Here is a 24,646-nt window from a genome sequence, read left to right as displayed (position 1 = left end):
ACAGGCGATTTGATTGAATAGAACGGCGACAATATATGTCATAATTAGAAACAAAACAAGCGATTAAGTCAATAGACAATTGACAATATGCAATTGCCGGGGGCTCTTATATTAATTGATTTCATATTATCCATTGCCGGCTCACTGATTTCCCTGTTCTGCCCCCATGCGGCGGGCTTTACCATAACCCGTTGGCAGTTGCCGATTGTCTATAAAAACGCCATATTACATTTATTTGATCAGCGGTAAATCGCCCGCTTCTGCTCTCATTTTGTTTTCCCTACCTTCATCCATTATATTTTTCAATGGTTTAATCATTCAGATGGCTGGGATAATGAAACTTTCCATTAACGCACAATCATGGATTTTATGCATCGCTCCCAAACTTTCTGGCCCCAAAAACAATTACTATTAATAATGAAAAAATGTTTTTCTTTACTGGTGTTGCTGGGCTGTTGTAGTGTAATGTCTTTCGCTCAACAAAAAAAATCCGCACCACCCGCCGCCGCAGATACTGCCAAACGCCCTGCCGCTCCCAGGCCACCCCAAACCGGCCCCAAACCTTACAAAGAAGTTATCACCGATAAAGCAAATACCCGCAAAGGATTGTTTGCAGTGCATAAACTGGAAGACAAATGGTACTTTGAAATGGGTGACTCCTTATTGGGAAGAGACGTACTTGTGGTGAACCGCATTTCGAAAGCACCTATCAATACCCGTGCTGGCTTTTTTGGTTATGCCGGTGATGAGATCAATGAGAACGTTATCCGCTTTGAAAAAGGCCCCAATAACAAGATCTTCCTCCGTAATATTTCATATTCCGTATATGCGAAGGACTCATCGAAACCCATGTACAAATCGGTTCAGAACAGCAATATTCAACCCATCGCAGCCGCCTTCGATATTAAGGCCTTCACAAAAGACAGCAGTGGATTTGTTATCGATGTCACCGATTTCGTCAACAGCGATAATGATATCCTGTACTTCGCTTCCTTCTTTAAATCATCACTTCGTATTGGCGGCGTTCAGCCCGACAAGTCTTATATCGCCGATATAAAGACCTACCCCATCAATACCGAAATAAAAACGGTTAAAACATATGCTAAAATGCCTGCTCCCGCCCTGTTCCCCGGCATGCCATCAGCAGGGCCTGCAGGTAATGCTACATTCGAGCTCAACAGCTCACTCGTACTATTGCCGAAAACTGCCATGCAGCCCCGCTATTACGACGATCGCGTAGCTTATTTCACTACCGAATACACCGATTTCGATGCCGACCCGCAAGGCGTTAAAGACGTTAGCCTTATTACCCGCTGGCGCCTTGAGCCCAAAGAGGAAGACATGGAGAAATACAAACGGGGCGAACTGGTTGAACCTAAAAAACCGATCATTTATTACATTGACCCGCACACCCCCGAAAAATGGGTGCCTTACCTCATCCTCGGGGTGAACGACTGGCAAAAAGCCTTCGAAAAGGCCGGGTTCAAAAACGCCATCATCGCCAAACGCGCGCCTACCAGAGAGGAAGACAGTACATGGAGCCTCGAAGACGCCCGTTATTCGGCCATTGTTTATAAACCATCTGAGATCCCCAATGCCAGCGGCCCTCATGTGCACGATCCCCGCAGCGGCGAGATCCTCGAATCGCATATCAACTGGTACCATAACGTAATGTCATTGCTCCGCAACTGGTACCTGATCCAGGCTTCGCCCAGCGACCCGCGCGCCCGTAAAGCCCATTTCGACGATGAGTTGATGGGCGATCTCATTCGCTTTGTATCATCGCACGAAGTTGGCCACACCCTCGGTTTACCTCATAACATGGGTTCATCATCGGCCACGCCGGTTGAAAAACTGCGCAATAAAGCCTGGGTTGAAGAACATGGCCATACATCGTCGATCATGGACTATGCCCGCTTCAACTACGTGGCCCAGCCTAACGACAGTATCGGCATTGCCGGTTTATACCCCCGTATTGGCGAATACGACATGTGGTCAATTGAGTGGGGTTATAAAATGCTCCCCGGCAAAACCGAAGAAGAAGAAAAAGAGATCCTGAACGATTGGGTTAAAAGCCGTTTCAACAATAAAAGCCTGCGCTTTTTGCATGCCGATGGCATGGACCCCCGCGCTCAAACCGAAAGCCTGGGCGACAACCCCATGAAGGCAAATGAATACGGTATCAAAAACCTGAAATGGATCGTTCCGCAATTGCCTGCATGGCTGAACGAAAAGGGAGAAGATTACAAGAACCTCGATCAGGTGTACGACGAAGTTTACAATACTTTCAGCAGGTATATCGGCCATGCCGCCATGCATATCGGCGGCATATATACCGATCTGAAAACAACCGAACAGGAAGGCGCTGTATATACCGTTGTGCCTAAAGCCATTCAAAAAGAGGCGATGGCCTTTATTCAGAAAAACCTGTTCACCACCCCTACGTGGCTGTTACACAAATCTATCATGGAAAAGGTTACGAGGCCCGTTGAAGATAAGATCAGCAGCCTGCAGGACAGCTGGTTGAACTCCCTGTTCAGCCCCCTGCGTTTACAACGCCTTATTGCATCAACCAACCGCGATGCGGGCGCTTACCGCATCGATGAGTATATGAATGATCTGAAAAAAGGCATCTGGAGCGAACTGCCTGCCCGCAAACCTATCGACAACTACCGCCGCAACCTGCAAAAGGCATATGTTGAAAGGCTGAACGCGCTGGCCAACATCACCCCGCCTGCATCCGGTGGCGGCGGTGGCGGAATTACGATCAGCTTCGGTCCGTCGGTTGACGTTAAAAAGACCGATATCATATCGGTTGCCCGCGGAACACTGCGTTCACTGAGGGCCGAGATCGCCGCTGCGATCCCTGCCTATAGCGACAAAATGAGCCGCTATCATTTGCAGGACCTGAAAGAGCGTATTGACCGGGTACTGGACCCGAAGTAACCGGGAGCAGGTTATGGTTTCCTGTTTGTAGTTTATGGTTGCTTTAATGCACCCTGCTGCAATTCCGAAACTCATAATTTAAAATAACAAAGCCCGAAAGTGAGTTCGCCATGGCGGAACACGCTTTCGGGCTTTTTTTATGTTTGTGCCTCTATAACCGGTTAATGCTCCCTGGGCTTCACCGCTCGTATACATTGAAAATGAACACTTTTCTCAATTTAACGCTAACGGCTCCGCCGGCTGCCAGTCCTGTTTTATCCGGAAAAGAAACCCTGCAGAAATTGCCTTTTCCTTCCGGGAAATCGCAGCATCCAACAGGTAAATACGAAATCTTCAGGGAAACCAGGAAATGACACAGGAATTCCCTTTTCCCTACGGGATTTCAAAAAAGCCTTCAGGATAACAGAAAAGAAACCGGCAAAAGGAAAAACCTTACAGGAAAATGGAAAAGCAAAAGGGAATTGGCAAAACCATACGGGAAATCGCAATTCCCTGCGGGAAATGGGGAGGAAATGGCTTTTACGGGTGATTAAAATTCAAACCAGGGGTGTGCTTTGAAATTTTCCCCGGTAGGCATTATTCATACCTCAACGCCTCGATCGGGTTCAGCTTGGCCGCTTTTATAGCAGGATATAAGCCCGCCAGCAGTCCAACCAGCGTACAAATGAACACCCCGGTAAACACCCAGTCCCAGGGGATCACAAAACTGGTGCTCAATAATAAGCCCACGATATTGCCTAAAATCACTCCCAGTACAATACCGAAGGCAGCGCCCAGCAAACTGATGATGATCGATTCGTACAGGAACTGGTAGCGAACATTCTTTCTTTTTCCGCCAATGGCCTTTACCAGCCCTATTTCTTTCGTGCGCTCGGTAACCGCCACCAGCATAATATTCATTAACCCAATGGCCGCGCCAACCAGGGTAATTACCCCAATAAGCAATGCAGCCACGGTAATAAAGCTCAGGTTGCGGATCAGCATTTCGGCAAAGCTGTCGCTTTTGTCTATCTTGAAATTATCGGTTTCGGTAACCGATAGCTGGCGAATGGTGCGGAAAACTCCGGTGGCTTCGCCTATAGCGCCATCTACATATTTAATATCGGGCACCTTTACCTGTATATTGAAGGAGGCGTTGGGATTGTTATTGAAGAACCGGCGCACATTGGTGTAGGAAGTGATGATAACGTTATCGAGACTGCGGCCAAAGGTGGAACCCTTTGGTTTCAAAGTGCCTATTATCCTGAAAGGGATGTTATCAATGCGAATTACCTTATCTAACGGCCGTTCCACATTTTCACCAAAGAACCGGGTAGCTACGTCGCTCCCAATCAGACACACATTACGGCTCGATTGAATATCGAGCGTATTCAGATCGCGGCCAAATAAAACCGTAAACCCGTTCAGGCTGGTGTAGTTCTCGTCGCCGCCAACCACCCATACGTTGGGATTGGTTTTCTTATTACCATAGGCAACAATTGCATTGCGCGTTCCCATAAGATTGGCGCTTACCAGCGCAGGGAACTTATATGCTTCTTTAAACGCTTCGGCCTGTTTTTCGGTTATGGGCCTGCCCATGTTCGATTTCTTCTCCTTCTTCGCCCCTTTCTTTTCTTTTTTTATTTCATCGTTGTTGAAATTCCGGCGCGGCTCCTGGTACCGGATGGTAAAACCCATGGCCCCCATAGAGGAGAAGCTTTCAAGGAACTTTTGCTTTATGGCCACGATAGCGGTATTGATACCAATAAGGGCAGTGATACCGAGGGCAATAATGGCCACAGTGATACCCGTACGCAATCTGTTACTGCGTACCGTACGAAAAGACAGGGAAAGCGTATCGCGAAGTGTCATACTGAATTAGTGAGCCTAATTTAGTAAATATTACGGCGCCCGGTGCAGAAGATGGATGAAAGGTAAGCGAGCCGGCTAAAAAGAGGTGTGCCACGTCTTCGAGACGTGGCACACCTAATGATATTAGAGGTAAAGGAAATTCGACAACTGATCGAGCAGCCAGTGCGGGAAAATACCCAGTAAGACCACTACCGCCGCTATGCCAATAAGCAGGCCCCTGAAACCTTTTGAGGTTTCGATATCCTGCGGCTCGCCATCTTTAAAATACATTGCCTGTATTACGCGGAAATAATAATATACGCTGATGGCGGCGCACAACACCCCAACAATAACCAGCCACAATACTTTTCCATCGTTGATGGCAGCCGATAACATATAGAACTTGGCCCAGAAACCTGCGGTGGCAGGAATACCGGCAAGTGATAATAAAAAGATCGTATTGGTGGCGGCCAGCACGGGTTGGCGTTTGGCCAGTCCGTTAAAGCCTTCGAACGTATAATCTTTCATCTTCAACAGTATGGCGAAGATGCCGATGGTGGCCAGGCTATAGGCGGCTGCATAAAAGATCATCCCTTCTTTTGCCATATCGTTCATGGCAACCAGGGCGAACAACATAAAACCTGCCTGCGCAATACTTGAATACGACAGCATTCTTTTTACGCTTTGCTGGAACACCGCTGTAATGTTACCAATGAACAGGGTGGCGGCGGTTATGATAGCTGCCAGCAATTGCCATTGCCCTTTTACATCGCCAAAACATCCTTCGAACAAACGGATGAAGGCAATAAAACCGGCCACCTTTACTATAGTTGCCATAAAGGAGGTGAATACGGTGGGCGAACCGTCATAGGCATCGGGCGTCCAGAAGTGGAAAGGCGCAGCCGATACTTTGAACGACATGGCAAATAACAGCAGCAATAAACCGGCTGTGATCATTGGCGTTAAACTGGTAGTGCCCGCGCGGATAACATCCATATCGAAACTGCCTTTTACGCCATAGAGCAGTGTAATACCCATGAGCATGATGCCGGTTGAAAAAGAACCCATCAGGAAATATTTCAGTGCGGCCTCATTACTTTTAAGGTTGCGTTTGTCGCTACCTGTTAATATGTATAAAGGAATTGAAATGATTTCGATACCGAGGAACAGCATCAGCAGCGAATTGAACGACGACACGATGGCAATTCCGCAAAGCACAAAAAATATCAATGCAAAGTACTCGGCCAGGTTAATCCCAACACGTTCCATATCGCGGCCCGATAGCAGAAAATAGATCCAGGTGCTGGCAAAGGCAATGGTATTGAACAGCAGGCCGAAAACATCGAAGGACAGCATGCCCTTTACGTTCACATTGAAAAAATGATAGCCGCCCATATCGAGCACATTGGCTACTATTAAACCCAGCAGGCCAATAATAGCTACAGTGCGCACAGCGGTTTTACTATTCGTGAGCACGCCACTAAACATCATCACTACACCCAGAACAGCCGAAATTACAATTGCATTCATAAATCAATTTGAAAATTTGAATCCCGATCGATCAGGACGCATATTTTATTCGTTCCCTTGTTAAGGTAATTTGATAAACATTTTTGAATAAATGGCATCTACCGCATGCTTCGTTGCCTCTATCATTGGTTTTGGATAAACACCCATTACTACAATGCCTATCAGTAATACCACCAGCACAAACTTTTCATTTACCCGTATATCGCGGGCATTGGCAGTAAGCGTACTGGTGTTGCCATACAATACTTTCTGGATCATGTTCAGCGTATAAATGGCCGACAGAATGATACTGATACCACCCGCTACCATGAATATGTAATGGTAGTTGGAAGCCTTTGAACCAAAAACGCCATTGAACATCATGAACTCGCCGATAAAGGCATTGGTCAATGGCAGGGCTACGTTAGCCAGCGCCACTACCACCAGCATAATAGCCAGGGAAGGCGCTTTCTGCGCCAGGCCGCCCAGTTCGCTCATTTTACGGGTTCCAAACTGACGCTCTATCAGTTCCACCACTATCCACAACCCGATGATGTTGATACCATGGTTGAACATTTGCACCATTACCCCCTGTATTCCTATAGAAGAGGTAACGAATATAGCTAGGCCCATTAACCCCATGTGGGCAATAGATGAATAAGCGATCAGGCGTTTGAGGTCGTCCTGTTGCATGGCCACGAACGATGCATAGATCATTCCTATCACACACATGGATGCCGCGGGATCGCCCCAGCCCCACAAACCAACCGGTAATACCGGCGCCAGCCACCGCAGGATCCCAAACACACCCATTTTAACCATGATGCCGCTGAGTACCATGGTAACCGCCGTGGGCGATTGCTCATAGGTATCGGGCTGCCAGGTATGAAATGGCCATAATGGTATTTTAATGGCGAATGCCAGGAAGAACAGCCAGAACAACCAGCCCTGAACATTACCGGGCAGGTTCACATTGTAGAACGCACTCATGGCAAATGAGCGGTCGGCGGTATGGAAATAGATCCAGATGATGCCAACCAGCATCAGCAATGATCCTACAAATGTGTAAATAAAGAATTTGAATGTAACCGCGATCCTTCTTTCGCCACCCCAGATAGAACAGAGGAAGTAAGCGGGAATAAGCGCCAGTTCCCAGAAGAAGTAGAACAACAATGCATCGGAAGCTACAAACACACCCATTAAACCGGTTTGCATCAGCAACATGAGCGCATAGAACTTATTCGCATTCCGGTAGGTAGCGTTCCAGGTGGCAATGAAAATACCGGGATAAGCAATACCTGTAAGCAAACACATCAGCTTGCTCATTCCATCCATAGTGAGCGAGAAACGGCTGCCCAGTGACGGCAACCAGGCTACATCGGTTTGCAGGTACTCCGGCTTGTGTAAAAAAGCGATGCCCAATATAGCCACCACCATCGTTAAAATGGATGTAAACAATGACCATACTTTCACGCTCTTTTCCTCTTTAATGAGGAACCCAAGCAAACCACTCACCAACGGAATAACTATCAGCAATACAGGTATCATTATAATTTCTTGATTTCTGATTTCTAGATTTATGGATTGTATCTCTCCTTGCCGCTAACTATTTCTTATTAAAAAAGAACGTCACTACAAACAGCGCCAGCATGCTCAACACCATCAACAGCACATAGTTGCCAACCAGCCCGCTTTGTAACAGGCGCACCTGGCGGCTTGTGTAATTCACCGCACGGCCAACACCGTTCACCAGCCAGTCAACTATTCTCTTTTCAAAAATATTATTCAGGAATTTAGCCAGCCAGTTCATCGGTTTTACCACTACGAAACTATACAGCTCATCGATGTACCATTTGTCGGCCAGTACTTTTCCGAAACCTGCGGGTTCATGCACTTCAGGCTTTTTGCTGTAACGGAACAGGGCAACAAGTATGGCAATAATGGCCAGTGCCATGGCAACCCCCATCAGCATATACTCGGTATTATGATCGAGGTGATGCGCTTCTTTTAAACCGGCCGAGGCCTCGAATACCGGCGCCAGGAAATGCTCCAGCCTGTGCTCGCCCATATGCAGTACTTCGGGCGTTCCCAGAAAACCACCCACAACACTCAGGATAGCCAGCACGATCAATGGAATGGTCATGGCAGCAGGGCTTTCATGCAGGTGATGCTTTTGTTCTTCGGTACCGCGGAATTTACCCAGGAAGGTGGTAGCGTATAACCGGAACATATAGAAAGCGGTCATTACAGCGCCGGCAACACCCAGGTAATAATACATGGGGTCTTTGGCATATGCAGCCGCTAATATCTCATCTTTTGAAAAGAAGCCGCTGAAGGGAAAGATACCCGCAATGGCGATACAACCCATCAGGAAAGTGAAGTGCGTGACCGGTAATTTCTTTGCCAGCCCGCCCATACGGCGAATATCCTGTTCGTGGTGCATGGCGTGAATTACAGAACCAGCTCCAAGGAACAACAGGGCTTTGAAGAACGCGTGCGTCATTACATGGAATACCGCTCCGGTGTAAGCGCCTACGCCCAAACCGAGGAACATGTAACCCAGCTGGCTAACGGTACTGTAAGCCAGTACTTTTTTAATATCGTTCTGTTTAATGGCAATGGTTGCCGCAAACAGTGCGGTTGCGAGGCCAATGGCTGCCACCAGGCTTTGGGTAGTTGGCGCCAGGGTATATAAAATGTTGCTGCGCGCGATCATATAAATACCGGCGGTAACCATCGTTGCCGCGTGGATCAACGCCGAAACCGGGGTTGGACCCGCCATCGCATCGGGCAGCCAGGTATATAAGGGAATTTGCGCACTTTTACCGGTAGCGCCTACAAACAGCAAAATGGTAATACCGGTAATATCAACAGGTGATAATTTGCTGTACAGATCGAACACTCCGGTACCCTCAGGTGTAGTATATGTAACAGTACCCAGTTTCGAAATAAGCCAGAAGATAGCGATCAGAAAGCCGAGGTCGCCGATACGGTTCATGATAAAGGCTTTCTTGGCCGCATTGTTGTATTCGGTATTCTTGAACCAGTATCCGATAAGGAGGTAAGAACACAAACCAACACCTTCCCAACCGATGAACATGATCACATAGTTGGCGCCCAGTACGAGCAGCAACATGGAGAACACGAACAGGTTGAGGTAACAGAAGAAGCGACCGAAATGCTCATTGCGCTCTTCGTGCATATACGCCGCTGAATATACATGTATCAGAAAACCGATACCGGTAATGATCAGCAGAAAGAGGGAAGAAAGCTGGTCTATCTGAAAGGCGAAGGGAATCGATAATTGTCCGAAGCTGATAAAGTCAAACAGGTTGGCTACATGGGTGTTCCCGTTTTTTACCTCGGTAAAAAGCAGCACACTCACAATAAACGAGGCCAATACCATACCGCTGCCGATAATACTGATCAACGGTTTGGAAAGTTGTTTTCTGAGCAAGCCATTGATCAGAAAGCCAACCAGTGGAAAAAAGGGAACCAACCAAACTAATTGTAACACGTTCATATTTTTAAGCTGAAGGCTAAAGGCTAAACGCTTAAGGCTATTCTCCGAAATTCAGGCTTTCCGCTATAACCCAAACACCTCGAAGTGCGGGGTGTGGCGTTCAGCCTTAAGCCTTGAGCATTTCGCCTTTTAGTGTTTTAACCTGTTTAAAAAATTTACATCCACCGAATGCGTATTGCGATACATCATTACAATAATGGCAAGGCCCACACTCACTTCCGCAGCAGCCACCACCATAATGAAGAATACGAATAGCTGTCCGTCGATACCGGCTGCAGCAGCTTTACCAACACCGGCCGCATGATGCATTTTTGAAAATGCAACCAGCAACAGGTTTACGGCATTCAGCATAAGCTCGATGCACATGAAAATGATGATGGCGTTCCGGCGGGCCAGCACTCCCACAATACCTATACAAAAAAGTGCGATAGCCAGGTAGATATATCTTTCAATTAACATAATCTCTTTTAATATCGAATATTGAATGTCGAACGCCGAAGTGTTCGGGATCCGTCGGTTATTTACTTCTTGCCTATAACAACAGCACCAACCATGGCGCTCAGGAACAGGATACTGCTGAGCTCGAAAGGCACTACGTAATCGGTGAACAGGGCATGTCCCAGGTTTTTGATCAACCCGATGTCACCGGTTCCCAGCATAGCCACTTTTCCTTTTACCTCAGCCTGTTTCAATGCAGCTACCAGTACCAGCAGTAAACATCCGCCTGCCACCACACCGGCCAGTTTGAGCCATTTATTCTTTTGCGGTTCGGTTTCGGCATTCAGGTTCATCAACATGATCACGAACAGGAACAATACCATGATGGCGCCTGCGTAAACGATCAGGTTCACGATACCCAGGAACTGGGCATTCAGTAAAATATAATGTCCTGAAATAGCAAAAAATGTAATAATGAGCCACAATACACTATGTACCGGGTTACGACTGATAACGACCATAATGGCGCTGCCCAGTGCCATTGCACTTAAAGCATAAAATAATACTTGTGATATATCCATTGCAGCTTGTTGGTTCTGTTAATTGGACTGTTCTTTATTTGCTTTCCGGTTACCCACCGCTTTCCAGTATTCGCCGGGGTTCTCTTTAGGGCTGGGGATCAACAGATCCTCTTTTCCATATATAAAGCCTTTACGCTGGTAGTTCGAAGGCGCAAAGGTTTCACTCAGGTATATTGCATCCTTGGGACATGCTTCTTCACACAATCCGCAGAAGATACACCGCAGCATGTTGATCTCGTATTTGGCGGCATACTTCTCTTCGCGGTACTTGTTCTCTTCGCCCGGTAAACGCTCGGCCGCTTCCATGGTTATGGCCTCGGCCGGACAAGCCAATGCGCACAAGCCACAGGCCGTACAACGTTCACGTCCTTCCTCATCGCGATTCAGAATGTGCAAACCACGGAACACCGGGCTAAATGGGCGTTTCTCCTCGGGGTAGCTGATGGTCGCTTTCTTTTTAAATAGATGCCGCAGGGTGATCATCATACCCTTCAGAATATTCCACATGTAGAGTTTCTCCACAAGTGTCATGGGTTTACGACTTACCGGTTTGGCTCTGTTTGTTAATGCTTGCATTATAATTAGTTAACTTGATCTTCTTAAACTTGCTTCACTATTGAAACCGCAAAAGTATTTTATCCTTTCAATACTCCAATTAAATCGTGCCGCGTTTTCGCGGTATTAAAATTTCCAGCCGTTGCTTTTCAACAATACGATGGCTGCGGTTACCACCATATTGACCAGGGCCAGGGGAATCAACGTTTTCCAGCCCAGGTTCATCAACTGGTCGTAGCGGAAACGTGGAATGGTCCAGCGTACCCACATGAACACAAAGATGAAGATGCACACCTTGATGATCAGCGACAGCCCCTGCAGCAGCGCCAGCCAGTTGCCCAAACCACTCAGGCTTGCATCATTTACAAACGGAATATCATAACCACCAAAGAACAGGGTTGCCATTATTACACTGCTTATGAACATGTTGATGTATTCGGCAAACAGGTAAAAGCCCAGTTTCATGGATGAATATTCCTGGTGGTATCCAAAGTTCAATTCGTTTTCGGCTTCGGGTAAATCGAATGGCGTACGGTTACATTCTGCAAATGCGCACACCAGGAAAATAAAGAATCCCAGCGGTTGGTACAACACATTGTACCAGCCATCGATCTGCTGCGCTACGATCTCGCTCATTTTCAAAGAACCGGTGAGCATCAGCAATGCGATCAACGAAAGCCCCATAGGCAGTTCGTAACTGATCACCTGCGATGCGCCGCGCAGGGCGGCCATAAGCGAGAATTTGTTGTTGGAAGCCCAGCCTCCGATCATAATACCATATACGCCCATGCTCACAACGCCAAACACGTATAAGATCCCGATATTGATATCGGCAATTTGCAAATTCACCTGGCGGCCAAAAAAATCGATTGTACCGCCCCAGGGCACAACCGCCGATGTCATCATAGCGGCCAGCATAGCAAGGCATGGGCCCAGAATGAACAGGAAACGGTTCGAGGTGTTGGGAATAATTTCCTCTTTCATGAACAGTTTCACCCCATCGGCCAGTGGTTGTAAAAGACCAAAGGGGCCTGCCCGGTTAGGACCGCGGCGGTCCTGGATAAAAGCAGCTACTTTACGTTCGGCATAAGTTTCGTACATGGCAATTACCAATGATATGGAAACGATTGCCACAATGAGCACCAGTTTCTCAATCACAAAAAACAAATCGATAGCTAATAAAGCAGAATGCATTTTTGTTATTTATTATCGTCAATGGTGAATGGTCAATGGTCAATTGGCCGCCGCCATTCCAAATCTTTAATTTCTTTTCTTCCCTCGTACTTCTTACTTCCTTCTCTTCTTTTATTCAGAACGCTTAAAACTTCAGGACTTGCTCTCTTTAAAGTCAGTCGAGTGCGCCGGTCCCTGGATCTTCGACAGATCGATATTCGGCTTGTTCACTTCACTTATTGAATGAATATCCATCAGCAGGCGGGGTTGGCGGCCACCCATCACTTCCGGTAAGGATTCATGTGGTTTTACCGTACCTACATAATGGTTGGCGCTGATCACCGAATGACGGCTTACGTTGGCCGGGCCTTCAATTACCCAGTCGCTCACTTTCTTCTTCTCGAAGCGGCATTCGTTACAGATCCAATCCTGTACTTCGCCCCACTGGTCTTTACGGCCGGTAACGCGGAACACTTCATCACCACGGCGCCACAGGGTTACTTTACCGCTGCATTTAGAACAACTGCAATGTGCATCTTCCGGTTTCAGGAACCATACGCGGTTTTTGAAACGGAAGGTTTTGTCGGTCAATGCGCCTACCGGACAAACGTCAATGACGTTACCGATAAAGTCGTTATCGAGTGCTTTCTCGATGTAGGTTGCGATCTCGGCATGGTCGCCGCGATCGAGTACACCGTGAACACGTTTATTGGTGAGCTGGTCGGCGGTGAATACACAACGGTAACACAGGATGCAGCGCGTCATGTGCAGTTGTATATAGGGCCCCAGGTCATGTTTTGCAAATTGACGGCGGGGAAATTCGTAACGGGTTCCTTCCGCACCATGTTCGTAGCTGAGGTCCTGCAGGTGACATTCACCGGCCTGGTCGCAGATAGGACAATCGAGCGGATGGTTGATAAGCAACAACTCTACCACACCTTTTCTTGCTTCCTGTACGCGTTCACTGGTGATGTTCTTTACCACCATACCGTCCATTACATTGGTACGGCAGCTGGCAACCAGTTTCGGCATCGGGCGGGGATCAGCTGTTGAGCCTGCTGCTACTTCCACCAAACAGGTACGGCATTTACCGCCGCTGCCTTTCAGTTTGCTGTAATAACACATGGCCGGTGGCGCTACTTCGCCGCCGATCATCCGGGCTGCATTCAGGATACTGGTTCCCGCTTCCACCTCAATGGTGATGTTATCAATGGTTACTTTAAATAATTTAGGTTGATCAGCCATAAAACCACACCCCAAACCCCTAAAGGGGCTTTTTGAACTCGCGAAACTTTAAGCAGTTCCTACTCGTTCGTTGATTAATAATATTATTTTTCCTATTACCACTTCCTTTTTCTTCAAAACTTCTTCATTTGTAAACCTTTCCACGTTTGTGGCAATAAAAATCCACTATATGTATTCCTAATGGATGTTGTCGCCTGAACTTATATCCCAAAGGATGTTGTCTCAAATATTTCCAAAGAACAACTTCTGCCTCTGTCATGTTCCCGCGCAACTTCTTAACTTTAAGAGCAAGTGAGAAGCACCGTAGAACATTTTCTTTTTCATATGTTCCTTTTGTTTCAGATGCCCTTTACTCCCCTTCAGGGGGTCAGGAGGTTTTGGCAGCCGCTGCGGGCAGCGGGTCGGCATAATGCGCTATTCCATAATTCCTGTTCTGCGCCGCATTCGGGTACTGCACATGCCATTCAAATTCATCTCTGAAATGACGGATGGCGGCAGCTACCGGCCAGGCGGCGGCATCGCCTAACGGGCAAATCGTATTGCCTTCTATCTTACGTTGAATATCCCACAACAGATCGATATCGCTCTTCTTGCCTTTTCCGTACTCGATATTCTTCAGGATCTTCTCCATCCAGCCGGTTCCTTCACGGCAGGGCGAACATTGTCCGCAACTTTCATGGCGGTAGAAACGCGCCAGCGTTAACGTATGACGCACCACGCACTGGTCTTCATCCAACACGATAAAACCGCCAGAGCCCATCATGGTACCGGTGGCAAAACCACCATCGGAAAGGCTTTCATAGTTCATCATGCGGTTCTCCCCTTTTGCCGTTTTCAACAACAGGTTGGCAGGCAGAATGGGAACCGATGAACCACCCGGTATACATGCCTTGAGGCGTTTGCCATGGGCAATACCACCGCAATATTCATCGCTGTATATAAATTCTTCCACCGAAATGGTCATGTCTATTTCATACACGCCGGGTTTATTGATGTTACCGCAGGCAGAGATGAGCTTGGTGCCGGTTGATTTTCCCACACCTATTTTGGCGTACTCTTCCCCGGTAATGTTTATGATCGGTACTACAGCGGCGATCGTTTCTACGTTGTTCACTACCGTTGGGCAGTCCCACAACCCTTTCACGGCGGGGAACGGCGGTTTAATTCTTGGGTTGCCTCTTTTTCCTTCCAGCGATTCGATCAATGCCGTTTCTTCACCGCAGATATAGGCGCCTGCTCCACGCTGTACATATATTTCACAATCGAACCCGGTGCCAAGGATATTCTTACCCAGCCAGCCATTTTGTTTTGCTTCGGCAATGGCCTGCTCGAGTATATCAACGATCCACGCGTATTCGCCGCGGATATAAATGAATGTTCTGCCTGAACCTAACGCATAGGATGCAACGATCAGCCCTTCCACCAGCAGGTGGGGAATGAACTCCATCAGGTAACGGTCCTTGAAAGTACCGGGCTCCGATTCATCGGCATTACATACCAGGTAACGGGGAACCCCTTCGGGTTTGGCCAGAAAGCTCCACTTCATACCGGCAGGGAAACCTGCGCCGCCACGGCCGCGCAATCCGCTTTTCTTTACTTCTTCGGTTACCTGGTCGGGACTCATGGTCTTGAGCGCTTTCTCTACGCTGCGGTAACCGCCCTCACGACGGTATACATCGTAATTACGGATCCCCGGAACATGCGCTTTTTCTAATAATAGTTTTCTTCCCATATTTATTCGTTGCCTGTTACCGGTTTCCAGTTTCCCGTAAACCCCAACTTTATCGGGGCAGGCCCGGGACCTGGCAACTGGTAACTGATATCTTAGTTATTTGTTACTGCATTCCTCTCACACTCATCTATAATAGCATCTATCTTTTCTTTCGTCAGGTGCTCGCGGTAATGTTTACCCAACTGCATCATGGGAGCATAACCACAGGCGCCCAAACATTCCACTGTTTTCAGCGTAAACAAACCATCGGCGGTGGTTTCCCCTACTTTAATGCCCAGTTTGTTCTTTATATATTCAATTATATCGTCGCTGCCGTTCAACATGCACGGACCGGTTTGGCAAACTTCAAACACGTATTTACCAACAGGTTTCAGGTTGTACATGCTATAGAACGTGGCCACTTCGTACACTTCAATAGGTTCTATTTTGAGTATCGAAGCCACATAATCCATGGTTTCAGCACTTAACCAGCCACCAAATTCTTCCTGTGCAATATGCAGTACCGGTATCAATGCACTTTTTTGCTTTCCTTGCGGATAGCGTGCAATGATCTCGTTTACTTTTGCCAGTTTCTCTGCAGAAAATTGAGCCACTTTCTTTGAAAGATTTATGTTTATAATCAGCTAAATGTTCTATCGGATATTGTTTTCCATTAGCACATTAGCACCTTATCGAATTATCACATTAGCTTTAAGCGTCCATTTCACCTGCTATCAGGTTCAGGCTACTCAGGGTAATGATGGCGTCACTCAACATGGCCCCTTTTGAAATTTCTTCGTATGCCTGGTAGTAAACAAAACAGGGTCGGCGGAAGTGCAGCCTGTAGGGCGTACGGCCTCCATCGGTTATGAGGTAAAAACCCAACTCTCCATTGGCGCCTTCAACCGACTGGTACACCTCACCTGCAGGCATATCAATTTCACCCATGATGATCTTGAAGTGCCAGATCAATGCTTCCATCTTCGTGTATACATCCTTTTTCTCGGGCAGGTAATACTCAGGCACTTCGGCATGAAATATTTCAGCGTCTTTGCCCTTGAACTCTTTCACCTTACGAAATGCCTGCTCAATGATGCGAAGCGATTGCCACATCTCCTGGTTACGCACCAGGAAACGATCGTAACAGTCGCCGGTGCTGCCCACCGGTATATCGAATTCAAATTCCTCGTAGCTGCTGTACGGCGTATGTACGCGTACATCGTAATCGACACCCGCTGCGCGCAGGTTTGGTCCGGTAAAACCGTAATTCAACGCTCTTTCACCAGTGATAGGGCCGCAACCTATGGTACGCTCCATAAAGATGCGGTTACGGGTGAACAGGTTCTCGAATTCCCTCAGCACTTTGGGATATTCGCGCAGGAACTTCTCGAGCTTTTCGAATGCGGTGGGCGTGAAATTTCTTTCGAACCCGCCGATACGGCCAATGTTGGTCGTAAGACGCGAGCCGCACACTTCCTCGTATATTTCGTAAATCAATTCGCGGTATTGCATCACATACAGGAACCCGGTAAATGCGCCGGTATCAACCCCAACGATAGAGTTACAAATGAGGTGATCGGCTATACGCGCCAGTTCCATAATGATCACACGGAGGTAATCGACCCGCTTGGGGATTTTTACACCCAGTAATTTCTCGCAGGTGATATGCCAGCCCATGTTGTTGATGGGCGCTGAGCAATAGTTCAACCGGTCGGTCAATGGGGTGATCTGGTACAGGGGTCTGCGCTCGGCGATCTTTTCAAACGCACGGTGAATGTAACCTATCGTTTGCTCGGCTGAAATGATGCGTTCCCCATCCAGTTCGAGGATGTTCTGGAATACACCATGGGTAGCCGGGTGCGTAGGCCCTAAATTCAGGGTCGTGGTCAGCTTCTCAATTGAGCCTTCGGGTAATTTTATATGATGATCACTCATAAATTCAATTAGCAATTTGCAAAATTCACTTATCGTCCAAACATTTCGTCGTCCTTGTCAACCCGCGTTTGTTCTTCCAGCGGAAACTCTTTACGCATCGGGAAGTAATCCATTTCATCCACATTCAGGATCCGCTTCAGGTTGGGATGGCCCACAAAGTTCACTCCGTAAAAATCATAGGTCTCTCTTTCCATCCAGTTGGCCGATGAATATAAAGCGGTGGCGCTGTATACATCGGGTGTAAGAATATCGGTGAACACTTTGAACCTGATGCGTACATTATTGGTAAGGCTGTGCAGGTGGTATACAACTGCCAGCTCACGTCCTTTGTTATCGGGATAGTGAACCGCCTGCAGATCGGTGAGGAACTGAAACTTCAATACTTCATCGTCATACAGGAACTGAAGCACTTTCAGGTTTAGGTCTTTAGGCGCTTCAAACGTGAGCATGCCAAAAGGTTCCCCGAACTGTTGCACCTGATCGCCAAACTTTTCAATTAACCGCTGTTGAATAATTTCGTTCGTTAATGCCATATAACTATCCCCGCCGTGTGGCGGCAGACATTTTAGATTTTATTATTAAGACGAGATTACGGAGTTCAATTATCACATCAGCTAATTATTACATTAGCTAATTGTTATTGTATTCCGTAGCTCTCCATTAATTGTTTATACTTATCGCTGTTCCTTCTGCGGAGGCTTTCATTTCCTATAAGTTCCTGCACTTTCAGAATGCCATCGATAACCGCTTCGGGTCGGGGCGGACAACCAGGTACATACACATCTACAGGAATGATCTGATCGATACCCTGCAATACGCTGTAGGTATCGAAGATGCCGCCACTGCTGGCGCAGGCGCCCATGGCCAGTACCCAGCGGGGCTCGGCCATTTGCAGGTAAACCTGCTTTACCACAGGGGCCATTTTTTTGGCAATGGTTCCCATTACCATCAGCAGATCGCACTGGCGGGGAGAAAAACCCACACGCTCTGAGCCAAAACGGGCCAGATCGTAGTGCGAAGCCATAGTGGCCATAAATTCAATTCCACAACAGGAAGTTGCAAAAGGCAGGGGCCAGATGGAGTTCTTGCGGGCCAGCCCAACCACTTTATCGAGGTTGGTTGAAAAGAATCCTTCACCCATATACCCTTCAGGGCCTTCCTTTACCAGTTTCACATCGGTTTGACCGTAAATATTATATTGAACAGGACGTGCCATAATTTAATTTGATAATTAGCTAATTTGATAATTTGATAATTGACAATGCACTTTAATATAACAACCTGCAACCTCGTAAGTTTCTACGCACCGGATTAAAAAGGCATTAGTGCCTTCCTGGCGGCGCAAAAGCATTATCCCATTATCTCATTATCACATTATCACATTGGTTATTAATCTTCCCACTTTAACGCTCCTTTCTTTATTATGTATATAAAGCCGCACAGAAAAAATGCAATGAACATCAATACAGCGCCAAAACCACTCCATCCCAACTGTTTAAAATTTACGGCATAGGGATAGAAAAAGATCACTTCCACATCGAACAAAACAAATAAGATCGCTACCAGGAAGTATTTAATGGCCATGGGCTGACGGGCGTCGCCATGACTTTTAATACCGCTGGTAAAAGTCTCTAATTTGTCGGAAGTATTACGTTTGGGCCCCAGCCAGTGGGTAATGCCCATCATACCAGCAACAAAAATGACTGCGAAAATTAATTGAATAGCAATAGGGAGATACCAGTAGGAACTATCGGGATCTTGGGCAACGGCGGAAACTTGGACTTGTAACAGGTACATAATCATAACCCGTTTTGGTTTAGGGGCAAAAATAAGACAGGGTTTTAGATTTTCAACTTATTAACGAATTAAAATAGAAATCCCCCCGAGAGATTTTTTAAAAAACCCGTTCGGGGGGATCAAATATGTACGATTAGTTGTTAGTTAATCATTTATTAACGCTATTTCTTCGCCGCGGAACCCGGTTTAGCCGTGGTGCTGCTGCCCGATTTTTTAGCAGGGGCCGAAGATTGATTGATCAGTTTCTGCAAAATGGGTTTCACCTGGTTGGCAAAAGAGTTAGCCGGATCGATGGCCAGGATCTTGTCGACATAGGTTAATGCCGTTTTGCTGTCTTTTTTAACATCATTATAATATGAGGTCAGGGCTGCATACGCGCCGGTGGCCTGTGACTTGAATTTTACCGAATCCAGTTTCAGGGCCATTTCTGCGAGCTTTTCCTGGGCAGGGGCAAATTTGGGCGATTGCATGGTTGTATCCCAGGCCTGAATGGTTCTTGCGCACCATAGGTATCCATAGATCTGATCGGGATATTGGGTTTGATAAATATTACAGAAAATGCTGTCTGCGGCTTCATAATTGGCAGCCTGGTAGTTAGCCATACCCCAGTTGTACAGGTCGGTTTGGGTTGGATCTTTTTTCAGGCCGTAGGCAATACCGAGCCAGTTGGCTTCCTGTTTGCGGTCGCCCTGTTTTTTAGCCAGTGCAGCAGCTTTGCTGATGTATTTGATCTTGTTTTCTTCAAGTGTATCTATTTCAACCGCTTTTTGCAGATTTACAAAAGCCTGCGCCTCGCTGCCGGGTGTTTGTGCGTTGATGTTCGCCAGCTCTTCGTAGTCGGCAGAAACGATATCATCGGGATTCTGTTTTGCAAAATATTCGGTCATGTACTTGTTGGCGCAGTTCATGTCTTTGAGGGTATCGCAGGCATAAGCCACCATTTTGTACATACGGGGCGCCACCTTATCGCCATACTGGCTGATGAGGCCTAACGCTTTATCTTTCGCTTCGCCGAATTTACCGGAAGCGAACAGGAAGTCGGTCTTCAAATACTCGACATCGGGACCCTGGTCTGAATTGGCTATGAATTTGTCGAGGTAAGGAGCGGCTTTATTTACATCTTTGAAATACCAGTAGTAGAACAATTCAAAATAAGTAGGCGCATATGCGGGATCGGCCTCGATCGCTTTCTCAAAACCAGGCAGGAACATTTCACTGTTCCGCTGGGTAACATATACCTTGGCGATCTTGTGATGCGCTGCAGCCAATTTAGGATCGAGATTGAGGGCCTTGGTATAAGAAGTAATGGCATTTCCGCCGTCGATCAATTTGCGGTAAGCATCGCCCATGATGAGGTAGGTCTCGGCGTTATCGAATTTCTTTACCTGGGTTGCCTCATTCAGCTTTTGGATAGCGTAATTGGCATCGCCGGCTTTTGCATCTACATTCGCACGACCGATTGCGTTGAACACTTCCACATCTCTGCCTTTTGTGAGGGAGATGGCGGTTTCAAAACGCTGGCGGGCATCGTTGGTTTTACCTTCACGCAGCTCAATTTCGCCCATGCCTACCAAAATCAACGGGGCATTGCCATTTTGCTGCAGTGCTTTTTGATACAGGTTTTTAGCTGCAGTAGAATCTTTCTGCTCCAGCATGGTTTGACCGAGCCAGTATGTTGCTTCGATATTATTCGGATTCGCAGCCAGGACTTTTTCAAAATTCTCCCTGGCACTTTTGTACCGTTCGTAATAGAAAAACTTCCTTCCCTGCTCCACACTCTGGGCAAATAGCATATTGCTACCCAGTAGAACCATGGTTACAAAACAAATGAATCGCTTGCTCATTGTAAGTCGCTATTTTTTTAAAGTTTTATAATGTATTAGGAATCCGCTGATTAAAAACTAATTACTTATCTGCATATTCCTTTTCTCAAACGCCATTCTCGCCGGCAATAAGTATGCCCGATAAAATATTTTCTGTCCCTTTTCGTAGATAAGAAAATTAGCAAAACCGTTGCCAAGCCCATCGTAATTTTCCTTTAAAATATAGTAAAGGGGTCTTGTCATCGGGTACCGGTCATAAGCAATGTTATATTGCACCGGATCTACGTAAATTCCCGCTTCATCTTTAACCTTACTCTCTATTTGTGCAATTTTAACTTTTTTTAGGAAACTACGTTGTGTTGTATCGTCTTTATTCCCGATCCAGCTCACTCCCAGCAGGCCGATCGCATCCTTATTCTCTGATATGTAATCTATAACGGCCTCGGTATTTTGCGCCGCTACTATGTTCTCGCTCAATGGCTGCCCTTTCAGCAATGAATCAACCACATACCGCACGGTGCTGGTGGCGGTTTTTCCGTCGAGCAGCATCTTATATTTATAACCGCTTGTGCCTTTGGCAATAGCACGTATATCCTGCATGGTGAACAAAGTATCCTTTACGTCGTTGTTTACGATCACCGCAACGGCGTCGTAAGCGATAACACCATAAGCCGGCTTGAATTGCAACTTATTGGTAAGTGTAGTTTCCTCAGTTTCACTTAAACCTCTTGTTACAATAACCATGCGAATACTGTCAACATTCAGATCGCGCAGGCATTCCGCTTCCGGCTTATAATTTACTACAATATGTGCATCGGGATGTTGCGATTCAAAAACCTTTATCTGCGAGTCGATCACCGGCTTAAAACTCTCATCCACACTAATGTAGATAGTGCCGCTGGTACTGGTTTCCTGGGGATGTGTGGCGTCTGCGGGGCGCGATTTACATGCAGTTACAAATATGTTGATGCAACTGATCACTACCAGTGCGCGAAACACCCGTTGAGCTAACCCTTTCCATTTCATCTGTATATCTTCTTCTTAGTTATCAAAGCCTGGAGAAACCCTTTAAAAGCCTGTCAGTTTAATCAGATTTTAATACGAGTTCAGCCAGATTACATGTGTCACCTGCAATTTCTGCCGCAGCGTTTGCTGCGTTGCAGAAGAAATGCTTTACCGTAAATAGTCCCTCTTAATGCCGCGGTAGATCCTGAATCCGCCATACAGCAAACACAGCCCACCAAATATGTAGTTAAAAGGCACGGAAAACACCTCACCCAGTCCGAACTTTTGGGCGAAGAACATAACCACGGCCATGCCGCTGTATAAGAGTCCCATGCCTAAGTCCATTATAGCCCGCCTGTTGACATAAGCCCGTTGCTTTTTTTCTTCATAATCAAATTCCGACGCCATAGGTACATTTTTAGGGTCCGGGCAAGATAAGAAATAAACACGTTACGAAAATCCCGGTTGCAATGACTTTATTCAAAAAATGAGATGCGGGTACGGGCGATTTCCATAAAATGGTTTGCGGTTTGTCGTTCGTGAAACTACAAACTATCTTTGCCGGCTATGAAGATTTTAATGGTTTGCCTCGGCAATATTTGCAGAAGCCCGCTGGCCGAAGGCATTTTACATCATAAGGCACAACAGGAAGGTTTGTCGTGGACCATCGACAGCGCCGGCACCAATGGCTATCATGTGGGCGAACAGCCGCACCGGTTATCGCAAAAAGTGGCATTGCAGAACGGAATAGATATCAGCCATCAGCGCGCCCGCCGTTTTACGGCTGCCGATTTCAGGGAGTATGATAAGATATACGCCATGGCCGAAGACGTGATAGAAGAAATGCAGCGCATTGCGCGGAAAGATTTCGACGCAACAAAGGTAGATTTGCTGATGAACGAACTGCATCCCGGTAAAAACATGGATGTGCCCGATCCCTGGTATGGCACCGAACCCGGCTACCATGAAGTATTCGCCATGATAAACCAGGCATGCGATAAGATCATAGATAAATATCGAATATTGAATGATGAATTTCGAACTTCGAAGTAAAAATAAAATTCTGTTTTCACTTCGACATTCAACATTGGATATGCCGACGCTTTCGGTTGGCATCCCGACAAGCAGAGCTTCGTTGCGATTCGACATTCAACATTTAATAATAGCGAGTCTAAAAAATCAGGTAACTATAAATGTCAAAACCATCAATTCCACAGGGTACAAGAGATTTCGGACCGGAAGTGGTTCGCAAACGTCAATATATTTTCAATACTATTCGCAGTGTTTTTGAACTGTACGGCTTTCAACCGCTTGAAACGCCCGCCATGGAGAACCTCGAAACGCTGATGGGCAAATACGGCGAAGAAGGCGATAAACTGATCTTTAGAATTCTTAATAACGGCCTCGATAATACCGGCAAACATCAACAGGCCCGCGAAGATTTTGAGAAGGTGCTGGAAGGCAAAAATGTAAAGGGCATAACCGAACGTGCGCTCAAATACGACCTCACCATTCCGTTTGCCCGCTACGTAGCCATGAACCAGGGACAACTCACCTTTCCCTTTAAACGCTACCAGATTCAACCGGTATGGCGGGCCGACAGGCCCCAACGGGGCCGCTACCGCGAATTTTATCAATGCGATGCCGATGTGGTGGGCAGCAAGTCCCTGTTAAATGAACTGGAACTGGTAAACATTTATGAGGAAGTATTTGTAAAGTTGGGTATAGCCGACTACGAACTGCGCATCAATAACCGGAAAATTCTGGCCGCGCTGGCTGAGTTGTGCGGCGGCGCCGATAAAATGATCGATATCACTATTGCCATTGACAAGCTCGATAAAATCGGCATCGATAAAGTAAAAGAGGAACTGGCGCAACGCGGGTTGAACGAAGAACAGATAACCACCATCGAAAAGTACCTGAACATCACCGGAAATAACAGGGAAAAATTAGAGCTGATCAAAACACTGATCGGCCACCTGGAAACCGGCAGCAAAGGAATTGAAGAGCTTGAATATGTAATAAACAACAATCAGATACAAAATCAACGCTCACCGATCATCATCGATTTCACCCTGGCCCGCGGCCTTAACTACTACACCGGCATCATTTTCGAGGCAAAAGCACCGCCTGCCGTTAAAATGGGCAGCATTGGCGGCGGCGGCCGGTACGACGACCTTACAGGTTTGTTTGGTGTACCCAATATGCCCGGTGTAGGCATCAGTTTCGGGGTCGACAGGATCTATGATGTGCTGGAAGAACTGAAATTGTTCCCCGAGGGCGTTTATACCGGCACCCAGGTATTATTCTTTAATCTGGGCCCCGCAGAAAGCATCACCGCCTTTTCGGCTATGCAATCGTTGCGGAACCAGGGCGTTAGATGCGAATTATACCACGAACAGGCCAAAATGGACAAACAGTTCAAATATGCAGAAAAGAAAAATATAGGTTTTGTTGTAATTATTGGCAGCCAGGAACTACTTAATAATACGGCCGTCGTAAAAAACCTTAAAACCGGCGTACAGGAAAGCATGGCACTTGCCAACCTTAGTAATAAATTGTTTATTTGAGCTCT

The 24,646-nt window shown here is 46.8% G+C and carries 21 protein-coding genes and 1 pseudogene; 3 read left to right on the top strand and 19 right to left on the bottom strand.

All coding sequences use genetic code 11. The features are described 5' to 3' along the window. Positions 1–417 precede the first annotated feature (417 nt). Complete coding sequence (locus tag A4R26_RS32380) at positions 418–2,946, top strand: zinc-dependent metalloprotease (protein ID WP_081170988.1); 2,529 nt, start codon at positions 418–420, stop codon at positions 2,944–2,946. Positions 2,947–3,522: 576 nt separating this feature from the next. On the opposite strand, the gene A4R26_RS32370 is transcribed toward A4R26_RS32380, so the two are convergent. From A4R26_RS32370 to A4R26_RS32280, 19 genes and pseudogenes are all read right to left on the bottom strand, one after another. Further along, positions 3,523–4,797 (bottom strand): ABC transporter permease, encoded by a 1,275-nt coding sequence (locus A4R26_RS32370; RefSeq protein ID WP_081170984.1) that lies wholly within the window; start codon positions 4,795–4,797, stop codon positions 3,523–3,525. A gap of 123 nt (positions 4,798–4,920) precedes the next feature. Next, entirely contained in the window at positions 4,921–6,306 is a 1,386-nt protein-coding gene (locus A4R26_RS32365; protein WP_081170982.1) for an NADH-quinone oxidoreductase subunit N, read from the bottom strand. Positions 6,307–6,366: 60 nt separating this feature from the next. After that, a complete protein-coding gene (locus A4R26_RS32360) occupies positions 6,367–7,833 on the bottom strand; it encodes a complex I subunit 4 family protein (RefSeq protein ID WP_081170980.1) in 1,467 nt (488 codons plus the stop codon). A gap of 58 nt (positions 7,834–7,891) precedes the next feature. Further along, positions 7,892–9,808 (bottom strand): NADH-quinone oxidoreductase subunit L, encoded by a 1,917-nt coding sequence (nuoL, locus tag A4R26_RS32355; protein ID WP_207625870.1) that lies wholly within the window; start codon positions 9,806–9,808, stop codon positions 7,892–7,894. A 129-nt stretch (positions 9,809–9,937) separates the two neighbouring features. Continuing rightward, positions 9,938–10,267, bottom strand: coding sequence for an NADH-quinone oxidoreductase subunit NuoK (gene nuoK, locus A4R26_RS32350; protein WP_081170978.1), 330 nt, complete (start codon positions 10,265–10,267; stop codon positions 9,938–9,940). A 62-nt stretch (positions 10,268–10,329) separates the two neighbouring features. Continuing rightward, the gene (locus A4R26_RS32345) at positions 10,330–10,827 is read right to left on the bottom strand and encodes an NADH-quinone oxidoreductase subunit J family protein (protein ID WP_081170976.1); all 498 of its coding nucleotides are present in this window, start codon (positions 10,825–10,827) and stop codon (positions 10,330–10,332) included. 18 nt (positions 10,828–10,845) lie between these two features. Beyond that, on the bottom strand, positions 10,846–11,403 hold the full coding sequence (gene nuoI, locus A4R26_RS32340; protein ID WP_081170974.1) for an NADH-quinone oxidoreductase subunit NuoI: 558 nt from the start codon (positions 11,401–11,403) through the stop codon (positions 10,846–10,848). Positions 11,404–11,508: 105 nt separating this feature from the next. Beyond that, positions 11,509–12,576, bottom strand: a complete 1,068-nt coding sequence (gene nuoH / locus A4R26_RS32335) for an NADH-quinone oxidoreductase subunit NuoH (protein ID WP_081170972.1) — start codon at positions 12,574–12,576, stop codon at positions 11,509–11,511. A gap of 132 nt (positions 12,577–12,708) precedes the next feature. Further along, on the bottom strand, positions 12,709–13,800 hold the full coding sequence (locus A4R26_RS32330) for an NADH-quinone oxidoreductase subunit G (protein WP_081170970.1): 1,092 nt from the start codon (positions 13,798–13,800) through the stop codon (positions 12,709–12,711). A 124-nt stretch (positions 13,801–13,924) separates the two neighbouring features. After that, positions 13,925–14,074: pseudogene (locus A4R26_RS36170) on the bottom strand (endonuclease domain-containing protein); the annotation flags it as partial. Between the two features lie 93 nt (positions 14,075–14,167). After that, positions 14,168–15,532, bottom strand: a complete 1,365-nt coding sequence (gene nuoF / locus A4R26_RS32320; RefSeq protein WP_081170966.1) for an NADH-quinone oxidoreductase subunit NuoF — start codon at positions 15,530–15,532, stop codon at positions 14,168–14,170. Between the two features lie 92 nt (positions 15,533–15,624). Continuing rightward, positions 15,625–16,125 (bottom strand): NADH-quinone oxidoreductase subunit NuoE, encoded by a 501-nt coding sequence (gene nuoE, locus A4R26_RS32315; protein ID WP_207625869.1) that lies wholly within the window; start codon positions 16,123–16,125, stop codon positions 15,625–15,627. Positions 16,126–16,222: 97 nt separating this feature from the next. After that, positions 16,223–17,446 carry an NADH-quinone oxidoreductase subunit D gene (locus tag A4R26_RS32310; RefSeq protein ID WP_081170962.1) on the bottom strand — a complete coding sequence of 408 codons (1,224 nt, stop codon included), beginning with the start codon at positions 17,444–17,446 and terminating at the stop codon, positions 16,223–16,225. 29 nt (positions 17,447–17,475) lie between these two features. Then, entirely contained in the window at positions 17,476–17,979 is a 504-nt protein-coding gene (locus A4R26_RS32305; RefSeq protein ID WP_081170960.1) for an NADH-quinone oxidoreductase subunit C, read from the bottom strand. Positions 17,980–18,083: 104 nt separating this feature from the next. Continuing rightward, complete coding sequence (locus A4R26_RS32300; protein ID WP_081170958.1) at positions 18,084–18,662, bottom strand: NADH-quinone oxidoreductase subunit B; 579 nt, start codon at positions 18,660–18,662, stop codon at positions 18,084–18,086. 173 nt (positions 18,663–18,835) lie between these two features. Then, positions 18,836–19,132 (bottom strand): NADH-quinone oxidoreductase subunit A, encoded by a 297-nt coding sequence (locus A4R26_RS32295; protein WP_242675079.1) that lies wholly within the window; start codon positions 19,130–19,132, stop codon positions 18,836–18,838. Between the two features lie 272 nt (positions 19,133–19,404). Beyond that, positions 19,405–21,087 (bottom strand): tetratricopeptide repeat protein, encoded by a 1,683-nt coding sequence (locus tag A4R26_RS32290; protein WP_081170956.1) that lies wholly within the window; start codon positions 21,085–21,087, stop codon positions 19,405–19,407. A 57-nt stretch (positions 21,088–21,144) separates the two neighbouring features. Further along, complete coding sequence (locus A4R26_RS32285; protein ID WP_081170954.1) at positions 21,145–22,092, bottom strand: PstS family phosphate ABC transporter substrate-binding protein; 948 nt, start codon at positions 22,090–22,092, stop codon at positions 21,145–21,147. 147 nt (positions 22,093–22,239) lie between these two features. Further along, positions 22,240–22,479: a hypothetical protein gene (locus A4R26_RS32280; protein ID WP_081170952.1), complete on the bottom strand. Its 240-nt coding sequence runs from the start codon at positions 22,477–22,479 to the stop codon at positions 22,240–22,242. Positions 22,480–22,638: 159 nt separating this feature from the next. Here A4R26_RS32280 and A4R26_RS32275 point away from each other — a divergent pair, with 159 nt between their 5' ends. Together A4R26_RS32275 and hisS are read left to right on the top strand one after the other, a co-directional pair. After that, positions 22,639–23,124: a low molecular weight protein-tyrosine-phosphatase gene (locus A4R26_RS32275; RefSeq protein WP_242675078.1), complete on the top strand. Its 486-nt coding sequence runs from the start codon at positions 22,639–22,641 to the stop codon at positions 23,122–23,124. 140 nt (positions 23,125–23,264) lie between these two features. Continuing rightward, on the top strand, positions 23,265–24,641 hold the full coding sequence (gene hisS, locus A4R26_RS32270) for a histidine--tRNA ligase (RefSeq protein ID WP_081170950.1): 1,377 nt from the start codon (positions 23,265–23,267) through the stop codon (positions 24,639–24,641). The last annotated feature ends 5 nt before the right edge of the window (positions 24,642–24,646 follow it).

Source organism: Niastella populi (assembly GCF_002078015.1).
Taxonomy (GTDB): domain Bacteria; phylum Bacteroidota; class Bacteroidia; order Chitinophagales; family Chitinophagaceae; genus Niastella; species Niastella populi.
The sequence above is the reverse complement of the archived record's forward strand: the minus strand, read 5'-3'. Positions and strand labels throughout refer to the sequence as shown.

Coding starts and splice junctions, on each gene's coding strand:
- hisS (WP_081170950.1), top strand. CDS start 23,265: ATGTCAAAACCATCAATTCCACAGGGTACAAGAGATTTCGGACCGGAA.
- A4R26_RS32275 (WP_242675078.1), top strand. CDS start 22,639: ATGAAGATTTTAATGGTTTGCCTCGGCAATATTTGCAGAAGCCCGCTG.
- nuoI (WP_081170974.1), bottom strand. CDS start 11,403: ATGCAAGCATTAACAAACAGAGCCAAACCGGTAAGTCGTAAACCCATG.
- A4R26_RS32295 (WP_242675079.1), bottom strand. CDS start 19,132: ATGATGGGCATTACCCACTGGCTGGGGCCCAAACGTAATACTTCCGAC.
- A4R26_RS32285 (WP_081170954.1), bottom strand. CDS start 22,092: ATGAAATGGAAAGGGTTAGCTCAACGGGTGTTTCGCGCACTGGTAGTG.
- A4R26_RS32380 (WP_081170988.1), top strand. CDS start 418: ATGAAAAAATGTTTTTCTTTACTGGTGTTGCTGGGCTGTTGTAGTGTA.
- A4R26_RS32300 (WP_081170958.1), bottom strand. CDS start 18,662: ATGGCACGTCCTGTTCAATATAATATTTACGGTCAAACCGATGTGAAA.
- A4R26_RS32310 (WP_081170962.1), bottom strand. CDS start 17,446: ATGAGTGATCATCATATAAAATTACCCGAAGGCTCAATTGAGAAGCTG.
- nuoH (WP_081170972.1), bottom strand. CDS start 12,576: ATGCATTCTGCTTTATTAGCTATCGATTTGTTTTTTGTGATTGAGAAA.
- A4R26_RS32330 (WP_081170970.1), bottom strand. CDS start 13,800: ATGGCTGATCAACCTAAATTATTTAAAGTAACCATTGATAACATCACC.
- A4R26_RS32345 (WP_081170976.1), bottom strand. CDS start 10,827: ATGGATATATCACAAGTATTATTTTATGCTTTAAGTGCAATGGCACTG.
- A4R26_RS32290 (WP_081170956.1), bottom strand. CDS start 21,087: ATGAGCAAGCGATTCATTTGTTTTGTAACCATGGTTCTACTGGGTAGC.
- nuoF (WP_081170966.1), bottom strand. CDS start 15,532: ATGGGAAGAAAACTATTATTAGAAAAAGCGCATGTTCCGGGGATCCGT.
- A4R26_RS32365 (WP_081170982.1), bottom strand. CDS start 6,306: ATGAATGCAATTGTAATTTCGGCTGTTCTGGGTGTAGTGATGATGTTT.
- nuoL (WP_207625870.1), bottom strand. CDS start 9,808: ATGAACGTGTTACAATTAGTTTGGTTGGTTCCCTTTTTTCCACTGGTT.
- A4R26_RS32370 (WP_081170984.1), bottom strand. CDS start 4,797: ATGACACTTCGCGATACGCTTTCCCTGTCTTTTCGTACGGTACGCAGT.
- nuoK (WP_081170978.1), bottom strand. CDS start 10,267: ATGTTAATTGAAAGATATATCTACCTGGCTATCGCACTTTTTTGTATA.
- A4R26_RS32280 (WP_081170952.1), bottom strand. CDS start 22,479: ATGGCGTCGGAATTTGATTATGAAGAAAAAAAGCAACGGGCTTATGTC.
- A4R26_RS32305 (WP_081170960.1), bottom strand. CDS start 17,979: ATGGCATTAACGAACGAAATTATTCAACAGCGGTTAATTGAAAAGTTT.
- A4R26_RS32360 (WP_081170980.1), bottom strand. CDS start 7,833: ATGATACCTGTATTGCTGATAGTTATTCCGTTGGTGAGTGGTTTGCTT.